11 protein-coding genes and 1 other annotated feature (1 of these 12 only partly in view) are annotated in these 14,395 nt (G+C 47.6%); of the genes, 4 read left to right on the top strand and 7 right to left on the bottom strand.

The window, feature by feature from the left end; translation table 11 throughout:
- Positions 1-268: a binding site (T-box leader), on the top strand (it extends 46 nt beyond the left edge of the window).
- Between the two features lie 140 nt (positions 269-408).
- The 4 genes from trpS to V6669_RS03500 all read left to right on the top strand — a co-directional run bounded on the left by trpS (position 409) and on the right by V6669_RS03500 (position 5,181).
- A complete protein-coding gene (gene trpS / locus V6669_RS03515) occupies positions 409-1,401 on the top strand; it encodes a tryptophan--tRNA ligase (protein WP_338590740.1) in 993 nt (330 codons plus the stop codon).
- Positions 1,402-1,470: 69 nt separating this feature from the next.
- Complete coding sequence (locus V6669_RS03510; RefSeq protein WP_338590738.1) at positions 1,471-2,577, top strand: endospore germination permease; 1,107 nt, start codon at positions 1,471-1,473, stop codon at positions 2,575-2,577.
- The gene (locus V6669_RS03505; RefSeq protein ID WP_289391102.1) at positions 2,558-4,027 is read left to right on the top strand and encodes a spore germination protein; all 1,470 of its coding nucleotides are present in this window, start codon (positions 2,558-2,560) and stop codon (positions 4,025-4,027) included. The genes V6669_RS03510 and V6669_RS03505 overlap by 20 nt, the downstream gene beginning before the upstream one ends.
- A complete protein-coding gene (locus V6669_RS03500; RefSeq protein WP_338590735.1) occupies positions 4,024-5,181 on the top strand; it encodes a Ger(x)C family spore germination protein in 1,158 nt (385 codons plus the stop codon). The genes V6669_RS03505 and V6669_RS03500 overlap by 4 nt, the downstream gene beginning before the upstream one ends.
- Positions 5,182-5,266: 85 nt before the next feature.
- Here the strand turns inward: V6669_RS03500 and V6669_RS03495 are convergent, their stop codons facing one another.
- From V6669_RS03495 to V6669_RS03465, 7 genes are all read right to left on the bottom strand, one after another.
- On the bottom strand, positions 5,267-5,683 hold the full coding sequence (locus tag V6669_RS03495; protein ID WP_338590733.1) for a sensory rhodopsin transducer: 417 nt from the start codon (positions 5,681-5,683) through the stop codon (positions 5,267-5,269).
- Between the two features lie 555 nt (positions 5,684-6,238).
- Positions 6,239-7,480: a rhamnogalacturonan acetylesterase gene (locus V6669_RS03490; protein WP_338590731.1), complete on the bottom strand. Its 1,242-nt coding sequence runs from the start codon at positions 7,478-7,480 to the stop codon at positions 6,239-6,241.
- Between the two features lie 73 nt (positions 7,481-7,553).
- A complete protein-coding gene (locus V6669_RS03485) occupies positions 7,554-8,393 on the bottom strand; it encodes a carbohydrate ABC transporter permease (RefSeq protein WP_338590729.1) in 840 nt (279 codons plus the stop codon).
- A gap of 2 nt (positions 8,394-8,395) precedes the next feature.
- Entirely contained in the window at positions 8,396-9,298 is a 903-nt protein-coding gene (locus V6669_RS03480; protein ID WP_047841423.1) for a sugar ABC transporter permease, read from the bottom strand.
- Positions 9,299-9,437: 139 nt separating this feature from the next.
- Positions 9,438-10,721 (bottom strand): sugar ABC transporter substrate-binding protein, encoded by a 1,284-nt coding sequence (locus V6669_RS03475; protein ID WP_338590726.1) that lies wholly within the window; start codon positions 10,719-10,721, stop codon positions 9,438-9,440.
- A gap of 221 nt (positions 10,722-10,942) precedes the next feature.
- Complete coding sequence (locus V6669_RS03470; RefSeq protein WP_338590724.1) at positions 10,943-12,496, bottom strand: response regulator; 1,554 nt, start codon at positions 12,494-12,496, stop codon at positions 10,943-10,945.
- A complete protein-coding gene (locus V6669_RS03465; RefSeq protein WP_338590722.1) occupies positions 12,471-14,258 on the bottom strand; it encodes a histidine kinase in 1,788 nt (595 codons plus the stop codon). Before V6669_RS03465 ends, V6669_RS03470 begins: the two co-directional genes overlap by 26 nt.
- Positions 14,259-14,395: the final 137 nt, after the last annotated feature.

Raw genomic sequence — 14,395 nt, 5'->3', positions numbered from 1 at the left:
GAGCCGGCGGCTGGTGGGAGTCGGTGCATCGGATATGTGGAAATGGGCTTCGGAGTTCCAAGTTGAACCAAGTCTGTATCCGTTCCTAGGAATACACACTTTCAGTAGGCGAGGCGGCATGTCCAGCCGTTATCCATGGACAGGATATCGATAGGCATGGAAGCTCATAAAAGAGCTCCTGGTAGATACCTCATCCGTATCCCTCAAGTGGGCCGCAACAGAGCGGCCAATGAAGGTGGCACCGCGAGGCACAAGCTTCGTCCTTTATTCTGTTCCCAACCGGGGAATGGGATAAAAGACGAAGCTTTTTTGATTTTTTTGCAGGCTGAAAGGAGGTGATGGTCGTGGAAGACGGCTGGTGGCGACAGCTCAATGTTGAAAAATCACAAAACCAAAGGAGAATAAACCATGAACAAAAACAAGGATATTATTTTGACAGGAGATCGGACTACCGGACAACTTCATCTCGGCCATTACGTAGGCAGCCTGCGCAGTCGGGTACAATTGCAGGAAGAGTACAAAACCTATATTTTACTGGCAGATGTTCAGGCACTCACCACCCACTATGATCAACCTGGCCTGATTTCAGATAGTGTTCATCAAGTCACGCTTGATTACCTCGCCGTAGGCATTGATCCGAACAAAGCTACCCTGTTCATTCAATCCATGATTCCGGAAATTGCGGAATTGACTGTGATCTTCTCCATGTTTGTTACCGTCAATACACTCCGGCATAATCCGACCATCAAGAGCGAAGCACGTGATCGCGGATATACCGACCTGTACTACGGATTTCTTGGATATCCGGTCAGTCAGGCTGCTGATATTGCATTCTGTAAAGCCACCCTTGTTCCGGCAGGGGAAGATCAGATTCCTCACATTGAGACAGCACGAAAATTGGTTCGCCGGTTCAACGAGTTATACGCTCCCATTCTCCCCGAACCCCGCATTTTGACCGGAGAGCGGCTTGGAGGACTGGATGGCGTTGGTAAGATGAGCAAAAGCATGGGGAATGCGATCTCATTAAATGCAAGTCCTGAAGATGTAAAAGCCAAATTGATCAAGGCCAAGACTGATCCTGCCCGCATCCATCGTTCTGATCCAGGACACCCGGATATCTGCCCTGTTTTTGCCTATCATCAGCTTTTCCGCAAGGAGAACGCAGACGAAATACATGCCGGTTGCAGTCAGGGGCGGATTGGATGCAAAGATTGTAAACAGATCGCAGGTGAAGCCATCAATGATCTGCTTGCTCCTTTTCGCGAACGACGGAATTATTATGAACAGCGTGATGATCAAGTGAAAGAGATTCTTATCGAGGGTACCCGTGAGGCCAGGAAAGCGGCCCGGGAAACGATGTTAGAGGTAAGAGAAGCCATGGGTATTCGTTATTTTGACTGACAGTATGAAGCGCTCCAATCCCGTTAACACTGCTGAGGACAGTCTATCGGGAAAAGGAGACCCCTCAGCATGAAACGAACACAACCTTCTTTTTTACAAGCTATGATGTTGATCATGTTGTCCGTTGGCTTGATCAGCCATGTTCTAATTATTCCTGCCCTTTTGGCTGCGGCCAAAAGGGATTCTTGGATTTCCGTCCTGTTATCAGCCGGACCATTTCTGATATTTGCGCTAATGCTCGCTTATGTCTCTCGTTTCCTCCAGCATCAAACCTTGCATGAATGGTTAACATCCCGTCTCGGCAAGCCCATTGGCATGTTATTTCGAGTTGGGAACAGCCTCTTTTTTCTGAGCGCAATCTATTTCACCCTGCACGATACCACCACTTGGGCCAAAACAAATTATCTGACAGAAACGCCAATTCTGGTAACCAGTATTGCCATCATGTCTCTCTGTGCCTATGGGGCATATAAAGGTATCCGCTCACTGGCATTTACGGCAGGATTGATCCTTCCACTAGTGGTACTGCTGGGCTTCTATGTTGCAATTGTGAACACTCAATACAAGGATTATAGCCGTCTCCTGCCTGTGTTAGAACATGGCTGGCATCCGGTGCTGAATGGCATGATTTACAGTCTTGCAGGCATGTTTGAACTGCTGTTCATCTGGTATATCCAGCCTCATCTCTCCAAACGTATACGTGTATGGCAGTATCTGATGCTCGCACTCATTCTTGTGGGACTGACTGTCGGCCCACTCATCGGGGCGATTGTGGAATTCGATCCTTTTGAGGCTGCCAAAATGAGATATCCCGCCTTTGAAGAATGGCGAATTGCCTCCTTGGGCAAATACATCGCCCAAACCGACTTCTTTTCCATCTACCAATGGCTCGCAGGCTCGTTCACCCGGATTAGTCTCGCCATGTATATTGTAGTAGAAATATGGAATATTAAGAGCTCTACCAGAAGGCTTATCAGTTGTATCTCGTTAGGTGTCTTCTTTATTCTAACCATGTTGTATCCTCTGGATGATATGACCTTCGAAAAGCTTCTGGTCGAATACATATTTCCGTTCAATCTCTTGTATCTGAGCGGACTAGCGATTATCGCGACGACGGTTGCCTTTATCCATTCACGCCATCAGAGGAGGAAACATCATGGAGCATCAAGCGATTGACACCACGTCCCATGAGACACTGCTTGCCTCTTTGAAAGAGCAGTTCAATCCATGTGCAGATGTTGTTATTCAGACCTTTCCTGTCAAAGATGAATCCGATCAGCCAGTCATTTTGCTCTATTGCGAAGGACTGGTCGACGGCAAACAAATCAATCAATTTATTATTCCCCGTCTGGAACAACACTCCCTGATCATTGAGGAATCACATCCCCACGAACTGGGATTAACCTTAAATCCGATTGAGGATCTCACTGATTCCAAGAAACTTAATCTTTTGATTTTTAGTGGACAACTACTGATCATTTTTGGTAATGGTGTGCAGGCCTGCAGTCTGGATATCGCTGATATCCCGGGACGCAGTCCAGAAGAATCAGCCATTGAAACATCAGTTAAAGGCCCGCGCGATGGATTCACCGAAGAACTCACTACCAACGTGGCCCTTATTCGCAAACGAATGAAAACATCTTCGATGTGTTATGAGAAATATGTCAAAGGTGGTCGTACCCAAACTGCCATTGGACTTCTATATGTAAAAGATATTATTAATCCAGACATTCTGAAAGAAGCACAACACAATCTGGATCAGATTGAGATTGACGGCATTCTGGGTACCTCAATCATGGAGCGAGCTGTCATGGGAGGGATTCGAAGTATTTTTCCACTCACAGATAATACTGAACGTCCTGATTTTGTCGTCGATTCCCTGTTAAATGGACGTTTTGCCGTTCTCATTGAAGGTTCTCCTGTGGCGGTCATCGCACCAACTACACTTTTCAATCAGTTGAAGTCCCCGGAAGACAAAAGCACACCTTTTTTCATCGTTACCTTCGAACGGATTTTGCGTATTTCCGGTCTGCTGATTGCCTGTTTCTTCCCAGCCTTCTACATCGGCCTGACCAGTTTCAATGTGGAACAGATTCCGCTACCTCTCTTGGCTACAATTGCTGGTACTAGAATGGGCCTGCCCATGCCGGTGACGCTGGAAGCCTTTTTAATGATTTTTATGTTCGAGCTATTTAACGAAGCCGGTCGGCGGTTACCACGTGCGTTAGGGCAGACGGTCAGCGTGGTCGGCGGACTTATCATCGGGGATGCAGCCATTCGTGCCGGGATTACATCGCCCACCATCATAGTTACGGTAGCGATCTCAGTCATCTCCAGCTATATTCTCGTGAATACCGTGCTCAGCGGGGCTACTGCACAAATTCGTATCGGAATGCTCATTATTTCTTCGATCCTTGGATTATTTGGATTTATGATCGGACTGTTCGCTCTGTTGGTACACCTCGTATCGTTGGAGTGTTATGGCGTATCCTATCTGTCACCCGTATCTCCCTACATTCCAGGAGACTTCACTCAGGCCGTATCCATGCCCCCTTCCATGAAAAAAAACAAGCGTCCAGAAGCACTTCACACCCAAGATTCCACTCGCTGGAGAAAACGGTCATGATCAGATGGACGTCCATGAGTGGCCTACTTGCGGGGTGCTTGATCCTGCTAACGGGATGCTGGGATTCCAAAGAGGTGCAAAGTATTAACTTCATCACGGCCATTGGAATAGACTATGTGGACAACCAATATATTGCGTATGCCCAGTTGATTGACTTCTCCAGTATTGCAAAACAGGAAACGCCAACTTCCCGGGAAACAAGGGATATCTGGATTGGACGGGGCGAAGGTTCAACACTGAGCATGGCTATTAACGACTTGTATGAAACATCACAGCAGCAAACGCTCTGGACTCATGTTAAAGCCATTGTTTTATCGAAAAATGCTCTGGAAGGGAAGCTGGAGGATATATTTAATACGTTGCTGCATTCAGGTCAACTGAGATATACACCCTGGATTTACGCGACAGAGCAGAACATTCCGGATGTGCTCTCCCCATCTGCGCTGCTGAACCAATCTGCCCAGACGATTGAGTTATTCGAGCCCATGAGGCTATACAAACAGCATTCCGGTTTCGAACCTATCCGGCTCCATCAGCTTCTCGATGGACTACGGGAGCCGGCTTCCATCGTTCTTTTACCCTCGGTATCAACGAGGAACGAGACCTGGTTCAACGGCGATAAAACGCCCCCCCTTGTTAGAATGGATGGGTTTTATGTCATTTCCAAAGGCACAAGTCAGGGTAGAGTTGCAGGAGCAGATGCAGATGGTACACGTTACGTAAATTATGAGCGCGTACATCAGTACCCACTATACGTATATGGGAATGGTGGGAAAACTCCTGATTTAACCTTGATGCTTCGCCATCCCAAGACGAGAATCACGGCGAGAAAACAAGGAGATGGCGTCACATTTGATCTAGTTACCTCGGTCAAAAGCTCCATCACCGAAGATCACGGGGCTCCTCGGTCTCCACATGCCATGGAACAGGAAGCGGAGAAACAAATCGAATCCCAAATCCGAGATACGTTCGAAAAAACCAAGTCACGCAAGATCGATTCATACGGTCTCGTGGAACACCTCTATCGCCACAATCTGCCCTTATGGCAACAAGAGGTCTCCCAACGTGCAGACCCCCTGGAGCGTTTCAAGCTCGGCAAAGTAGAGGTCCATGTGGATATCCTTAATGCGAGCACGTATAAATACAGCGATTAAATGAAGAAAAAGAAGCCCCGGCCTGCATTGGATGCAAGGTTACGGGGCTTCTTACCATCTCCAACTATGTTGTCGATTAGGGAAGTTATCCTAATGGATACGCCATGACACTCATCAAAGCCAATTCAGGCTGGGTCGTGTCCAAACGACTGTACTGGATGATAACGGGGATGTTGCTCGAAACCGTAATTGCATAAGGTACGCCCATAGGAATAGTCTGCTCCCCGGATCGTAGCGATGCAGTGCGAATATGCTTCGTCCTTCTCGCTGGCACTTCAGCGACAATACCTTCGAGTGGTTCTCTATCTTCAAAGTAAATCGTGATGTGCAGCTCCGCATCCGTTGCACTGGTGTTCAGTACACAGATGCTTTCGTGACTCTCCAGTGTGCCGCTGCTCTCCGGCGGGATGTAGCCATCCGGAATGACCCAGTAGGTGTGACCTGTCGCTGTCGGATCGTTCTTATGGGCAGATGTGCCTGATTCTGTCTGGTCAGGTGTCATTGAAATACATCCTCCTTTTTTTGCGAGTGCAATATAGGTTAAAAATAAATGGGCTCGCGGGGCAGCCGCTTCGGCGGACGGATCGGGCTACAGGCCGCTGTTGGCTCGGGATTTCTATTCAATTCCCCCTCAACAGGGGAAATCCCGCTCCAAAGGCGGACGCTTCGCTCCCTCTACCCGATTCTGCCCTTCTTCGCTGCTACGCTCGCTTGTTTTTTTTAAGATTATTGCCTTCGCTCTTTCGCTGGGCAACTTTTGCTGGCTCGTTACTTTGTTTAACTTGCTACAGCTTTTAAACCCTGAATAGCTGCGGGGCAGTCGCTTCGGCGGGCGGATCGGGCTGCGGGCCGCTGTTGGCTCGGGATTTCTATCCATTCCCCCTCAGCAGGGGAAATCCCGCTCCAAAGGCGGACGCTTTGCTCCCTCTACCCGATTCCGCCCTCCTCCGCTGCTACGCTCGCCTGTTTTTAAAAGTTTATTGCCTTCGCTCTTCGCTGGGCAACTTTGTTTTTCTCGTTACTTCGTTTAACTCGCTTAATTATTTAGGGGATGAACCTACCGCAGATACATCTGCAACGGTTGCAATTGCAACTCGCGGATGGCTTCTGCCACCTGCTGGGCAAGGCGGCGGGCGCCTCGTTCCTGAAAATGCGTGTTATCCTCCACGCCTGAGGGGAAGTTCACATACTCGCCTGGCAGTACCCACATAAAGTCGTCCTTGGTGCCTTCAACGCCCGCCTGCTCGAACAGAAGACGGCTGCGCTCAGCCAGATCGATCAGTGGAACATCTTCCTCTTCCGCCAGCTCACGCATGGCGACGATATAATCGCCATGCGTATCGGTCAAAGTGCCATCATCCGCAAAATAGCGACGATGCACCGGGGTGATGAGCACCGGACGAGCCTTGGCTTCCCGGGCACCGTCGATATACTTTTTCAAATATTCCTTATATGTTGTGAATGGGTCCGTCCCACGTTCGGGGTCCGGCTTCTCATCGTTATGTCCAAATTGAATAAACAGAAAATCTTCAGGCTTGATTCGCTCCAGAATGGCGCTGAGTCTGCCTTCATTAATAAAACTGCGGGAACTGCGCCCTGACTGGGCATGATTATCTACTGCCACATCATGTTTGAACTGTGCTGGCAATAACTGGCCCCACCCGCAATACGGATATCCACTCTCCGGCTGATCTGTTACGGTTGAATCCCCGGCAAGAAATACGGTCATAGTCTGATTCGCAAGGGTAATCTCTAACGCATTGATTCTTGGCGCAGGACCGGAGAATGACAGACGAAGTCTGCCGCCACGAACAACAACCGAGAATCGAACCTCTGCGCATTGTCCGGGAAGTGTGCGAATGGTTGGCAGTACAAGCCTGCCCTCACCAGCTTTCACGCGGGTCACTGTCTCAGCCAATTCATCACCTGCAACGAGTAATACTTGGTAGGTTCCGTCGGGAACATCCACGATGAATGATGCTTTGAGCGGAATACAGAAGCCTGAACGCAATCGGGCAGACATGGTTGTCTGCCCCGGATTGTTATAATGTTGTTTCGTAGGATCCGACACATCGTCATCACGAATGCGTTGTTTCTCATACACCAGAGATCCTGCCTCGAATCCGTATCCTTCGCGTTCCTCATATGCGGTTGTTGCAGTTACTTTCAGATAATCCCCTGTCTCATCTGCTCTTCCCGAGTCTGGTCCAAAGTTAAACTTCCAGCTGGTCACGGACCCTGCCTGGCCCTCTGCCGCTGCCTCCATGGCAACGGCCTGACTACCCTGAGCTTTATTCAAAAGCGATAACCTCCTTGGTTAACTTTCGTAAACGTTCATTCGGGCGAAGATACGAAGATACAGTGAATCTGGCTTATCCTTTCAATCCGCTGGTGCTCATCCCTTGAACAATTTGTTTTTGGAAGATGAAGAACACAGCTACAACCGGAACCAGACTGACGATGGACATGGCGAACATTGCGCCCCAGTTGGAAGCAGACTCGCTATCCAGGAACATTTTCAGCGCCATGGATACGGTATATTTCTCAGGCGAGTTCAGGTACAATACCGGACCGAGCAGATCCTCCCATCTCCAGTAGAAGGAGAAAATCGCTGCAGTCGCCAGAGAAGACTTGATCAGAGGCATAATGATCTGAATATACAGCCTGAATTTGTTACATCCATCGATGGTTGCAGCCTCATCCAGCTCCTTCGGAATCGTTCGAATGAACTGTACCATCAGGAAAATGAAGAACGGCATTCCGAAAAATGTAGGGACAACGATTGGAAGAATTGTATTCAGCCAACCCAGCTTCGTGAAGATGATGTACTGAGGAACCAATACCACGTCATGTGGCAACATCAGTGTTAACATCATCAAGGAGAACCAGAACGTACGTCCCTTGAAATTCAGTCTGGCAAAACCGAAAGCGATCAGCGATGACGATATTACAGCACCGATGGTGGAAATAACCACAATTACCAGTGAGTTGGTGATGTAATCCATAAACGGTCTTCCAGCTGTGCCTTTCCAGCCATCCACATAGTTGCTCCAGATCCACTCCGCAGGAAACAGGGTATCCGCTGTGACGAAAATCGTACGGCTTTCCTTGAATGAACTGAATAGCATCCATAGGACGGGATAGAGCATCAGGAGGGCAAGAGCTGCAACGAACAGGTGATAAATGGGCCATTTCACATTTCTCCAAACCATCGTTACTTCCCTCCTTCAGATTCGTAGAACACCCAGTACTTGGATGTCAGGAATACAGCTACCGTGAGTATACCGATCATGATGAGCATGATCCAGGCCATGGCCGAAGCATAACCCATGTTGTTAAACATAAATGCCTGACGGAACAGATACAGAGAGTACAACATCGTACCATCCATTGGACCGCCCTCTCCTTTGGAGATAATGTAGGCAGGTACAAACGTCATGAATGCACCAATCGTTTGCATAATCATATTGAATAGAACGATTGGGCTAAGGAGCGGCAAGGTAATGCTGAAAAATTTCCGAATAGGATTTGCACCATCTACACCTGCTGCCTCGTACATCTCAGTGGGAATATTTTTGAGACCAGCCAGGAAGATCAGCATGGACGAACCGAACTGCCACACAGACAGTGAGATAAGCATAACGAGGGACGCATTCGGGTCACCAAACCAGCTGATTGGCCCAATCCCAATTGCCGTTAGAGCACTGTTGATAACACCTTCATTACTGAAGAGGTTACGCCACATGATGGATACAGCCACACTACCACCGATAATGGATGGCAGGTAATACAGCGTCCGGTACGTTCCAATCATACGAGAGCCAGTGTTCAGGACCATCGCTACGAAGAGGGCAAAGATCAACCTTAACGGTACCCCAATGAATACATACAGAAACGTCACTTTGACCGAGTTCCAATATTTCGGATCATCAAAAAACATTTTGGTGTAGTTATCGAGCCCAATCCACCGCGGAGAAGTGAACAAGTTATAACTCGTAAACGACATATATAAGGACACAAACATGGGGATCAGTGTGAAGCCCAGGAATCCAATAATAAACGGGCTTATGAACGCATATCCGGTTAAGTTTCTACGTAACGACGAATACTGCCTCAATGGAACGAACCTCCTTCATGGATCAGCTTGCTCCCTCATCCTTGCTTCGGTCATCTGGACGGGGAAAGGCCCTCGCATTCGCGAGTAGCCCCATTCCCGACCATCCCTGAAGTGGGACGAGCAAGCCATCATTCAACTGTTATTTATTGTTCGCAAGTACAGATTCGGCGTTCTTGCGGAATGTTTCTGCTGCCTGTTCAGGTGTAATTTTGCCAAAGTTCAACTCTTCAACCACATCTGCCAGAGCAGAGATTACTTCCGGTGAACCAACCGGTGGCGGAGAACTCATTGGTGAAGCTTTTGGCTCCATGGCTGCTACGAATTCAAAGACCTGTTTCGTTGCGTCACTCAGCTCAGGTGCGATAGCTTCTTTGATTGCTCCTGAAATTGGCACACCGCGCTCACCTTTGATCAGTTTGTTGGCTTCCACGTCATTCACCCAGAAATCAATGAATTTAGCCGCTTCTTCCTTCACTTTGGAGTTGGACGTCACACCCCAGTACATACTTGGCTGCATATAAAGTCCTTTTTCCATATCTGGTCCTGGCATTGGAGCAATTTCGAGCGGACGGTTCGCTACCTGTTGCAAGGCTACGAACTGGTTGGACCATTGCCATACGCCGATTCCTTTTTCCTTCACGAGATCCGATTCCTCAATAATGCCTTTGGTTTGGTTGGCTACATCCGGTGTAGGTGCTGCGCCCTGCTCAATCATGCGGCGCATAAGTCCGAAGAATTCCACAAACAATTGGTCATCATCATAACCAAGACCAGTTCCTTCTGCATTGTAGAGGGAATGTCCTTTGGTACGCAGGAAGTAGTGGAAGAAAATATCCGGAGCTATCCCTCCATCCAAATACAGACCTTTCTCTGCGGTTTGTTTACCCAGTGCTTCGTATGATTCCCAAGTCATATTGTCAGGGATTGCATCCACGCCTGCTTTTTTGAGCAATGCCGGATCATATTGGAAGCCCAGAACGTTTACACCGGCAGGTACACCATATTGTTTACCGTTAATTACACCTGTGCTAATAACGTTCTCGGACACATCGTCCACTTTGATCTGGTTGCCCAGATAAGGTGCTAGGTCCTCAAGCTGACCATTCTGTGCATATTGGCTGATGTAGGAAATATCCATCTGAACGATGTCAGGCAACTGATTTGCCGCTGCTTGTGGTGCGAGCTTTTTCCAGTAGTCATCAAATGAAGCATATTCCACATCGATTTTGACATTCGGGTTTTTCGATTTGTATAGGTCGATGACCTTCTGTGTATATTCATGCCTTGCATCCGAGCCCCACCAAGCGATCCGCAGGGTAACCGAGTCGTCCCCAGACGCTCCTTCAGTTCCTCCACCTGAGCTACATGCCGCTGTAAACACGAGCAAAGCAGCCATCATCAGGAATATTGCCTTTTTCACCATGCCAATCTCCCCTTTTATGTTGATATGGTTGTGTGAAGGAGTTATCTTTTTATTTCTGATAACGCTTTCACAAACTTGTTAATGTCATTTTCGCAAATGTACGACCAGAGTTGAATACACAAAACCGTCTTGTTGGTTCAAAAAACAGAGGAGGACAACAGTCCCCCTCTCGGAGCTGTTCGTCCTCCCCAGACAAGAATCACATGATTGGTAGCCCATTGTTATATGCCGATCCTGCGGAATTCCGTAGGTGTCATCCCCGTCCATTTTTTGAACACCTGACTGAAATATTGTGAATTCCCACCGAATCCGAATAATTCCGCAAGCTCGAATACCTTCACATCCCCGCCTCTGCGAATATGATCACATGCTCGTTCAATGCGCAGACGATTCACGTAGTTGGAGAAATTCTCTCCCGTGACTTTTTTGAAAATTTTACCGAGGTAATCCGGATTCATATATAACATCTGATGGGCGACTCCATTGAGTGAAAGATCTGCCTCTCCATAATGACGATCCACGATGTCCATCATCTTCTCCACGGCTGAAGACTGGCGACTTATATGATTTTTATAATAACCAGAGGTTAACCGGGCTGCACTGCTCGCTACAAAAGACTTCAAAGCAGATAACGTGTCCATATGGGGCAACTCTGCCATACGTTGAGTAAATTCTGTTGCCTCTTCAGGCGGACAGACATGAATCATCGCCGAGTACAGCTGCACTACATACGAACGTGTCACCTCAATCTCCAACTGCTGACCCGATAATAGATCGAAAAGACGATCCACCTCTGCGGCTGTTTCCTCGCTATTGCCCGATTTGATCAACTGACACAACTGCTCGGCATCCTGTTCTACATGCAACCCGTCGCATTCTCCGGCCAGAACCAGATCATTCTTCGTAATCAACTTGCCTTCACCAATAAAGAAGCGATGATTCAAATATTGTAATGCCTCACGGAATAATCGCCGAGACTGGATCATTCGATCTGCTTCGCTCAGTGCAGCGGTCACTTCCAATTTATATAGTCTGGTAAATGCAGCCCGAACCTCTTCAATATTCTCGTTCAGTCCAGCCGGATCAGCTGAATCTGCAAGCAGGATCAAGAGTCTACCTTCAATGGTTGTGCTTAACAGTACATGTGGGAGCAGATCACTGGCGATATTTTTGATGGCAAATAAATGACTGTAATCATGTTCATCTGCAATTCGGAACAGTAGTAACCGAACTTCTGTATCTTCAAGTTCCAGATCAAACAGCTCCTGGTAATATTCCAGATCAACCGGCCCATAGGTTCGGTTCGTCATGAACTCCAGCAAAAATTGTTCCTTTACATGGGGAAGGACCCGTTGCAAACGCTGTTTCATCTCACCAGCGACATGCTCCTTCACCTGCGCATCCTGATGTTCCTGCAACAGTTCAGTTAACGCATCATGGATCTGATTCTCGTTGCAAGGCTTGAGCAAATAATGCTTCACACCATACTGCATCGCTCTACGGGCGTATTCGAACTCTTTATAACCAGATAACATAATGAACCGTACTCCCGGGTATGCTTCGGATGCTTTCTCTATGAGTCCCAGACCATCCAGACCCGGCATGGAAATATCCGTAATGATAATATCGGGTTTCGACTGCCCAATTTTGTCCAGCGCTTCAATCCCATTCCGCGCCGTACCCACTAATTCCGTACCTGCTGCGGCCCAATCGACTACTTGGGATATTCCCTCCAGAATGACACGTTCATCATCTACGAGCATCACTTTGTACATCGTCATCGTCCTCTCTAATCCAAGGTATGCTGATCGATACTACAGTTCCTGATCCGGGCTTGCTGCTCATCACCATTCTGCCTTCTTCGCCAAAGGTCAGTCTGATTCGTTCCTGGATGTTAGATAACCCAATGCCCTGTCCTCTTGTCTGTATGCGTCCTTCTTGTAATTGTTCGAGGAATTCCGGTGTCATCCCTGGACCATCGTCCTCGACTTCAATAATGACTTGTTCTCCCTCTGCTCTCGCCCTTATTCGAATTCGGCAAGGATCAATGCTTGGTTCGAGTGCATAATGTATGGCGTTCTCCACAAGCGGTTGCAATGTTAACTTGGGAATTCGTGCTGATCCCACCTCAGGTGCAATTTCCATATCAAAATCCAGTCTTTCTTCAAAACGGGTGCGCTGAATTGTAACGTAGCTGCGGACAATGTCCAGCTCTCTTTCCAGCGTGATCCACTTCTCCGTCATATTCACAGAGCTGCGCAGCAGGAATCCAAGCGCCTCAACCATTTCCGAGATCTGACGTTGTTTCTGTACTTTGGCCATCCAGTTAATGGATTCAAGCGTGTTGTATAGGAAATGAGGATTAATCTGTGCTTGAAGCGCTTTCAACTCAGTCTCACGAATCACCAGTTGCTTCGCATAATTCTCATCAATTAATTCACGAATCCGCTGAAGCATCATCTTGAATGTGCGATGCAGCAGCCCAACCTCATTCTGTGGAGACATCGGAACGTTACCTAAGGCAGCTTCCTCCAATTTATCCAGATCACCTTTTTCGATATTACGCATCTTTTTGATCAGCTGCGCAATCGGATGGGTAATACTGCGGGAGAACTTTGCTCCAATTATGAGTGCCCCCAGAAAAATCATGATAAAAATAACCGTGACCAACTGTTTAACAAACTGAATTTTTTTAAACATCTGGTCAAAAGGAGTGGTGTACAGGTACGTCCAGTCTGTGTAGGAAGAATTGGCACGGGCCACAAAGTGTCTCCCCTGCTCAAACATGGCAATTCCATAGGGTTGGGTACGCTTCAGTTCCGATTCAATCTCAGCTTCACTTACCGAAGATTCGGTTGGATAGATTACTTCTTTTCCATCCGAAATCAATAACTGTGAGTCCTCTGCGGGTTCCTGCATCTGATCCTGTACGATTCGGTCCAGACGCACTCGGATAATTAGAGTCCCGAGCTTATCCAGTGTAAATGCGCCCCCAGTAAAAGATTTCACCTGTCGTACAGATAAAAGCCTGGCTTGTTTATCCCCGCTAGTGTGCCAGACATTGGAGCCTGTATATTGATCTCCCAGCGATACCAGTTCCCTTTGCTTCGACTCCGAAATCCCTTCCCGGTTCCCTGCAGCCATGACGTTATTATCATTATCGATAAATAGCATGGAATAGACATATTTCTCAGAACCCGCATAAGCAACCAATCGGTTGGTAATTTTCTTGCGCAGACCATTTCTCTCATATCCCGTCTCGGCCTTTTCAAGTTGAAGCAAATATTGTTGAAGCGGCTCGTCTGACATCACCTTGAAGGAGAGATTGGAAACTTCACGTAGTTGATTCTCAATACCTACCGAGGACATATTGAGGACCTGCGAGGATTTCTCATAGATCTGACGGTCATAGATACTGAACACATATCGGAGTACGGACGCATAAAACGTAAAGCTGATTAACATCAAGAGTCCGATGAGAAGAATCGTTTTGTGATGAATCGGTAGTGTTGTGAAAGCGTTCTTAATTTTGTTCATCCTAAGCGCTCCTTTGGCTTGCGAGGGGTGCCTGTCATGCTATAGGTTAGTGGTTTTATTGTAAGTTATTTTCATATTTACACATCCATTGGTCATCTGACAAGATATATTTATGCAACATTTTAGGTCATTAGAGA

Source organism: Paenibacillus sp. Y5S-9 (assembly GCF_036894235.1).
Classification (GTDB): domain Bacteria; phylum Bacillota; class Bacilli; order Paenibacillales; family Paenibacillaceae; genus Paenibacillus.
This window is presented reverse-complemented; position numbering and strand designations above follow the sequence as displayed.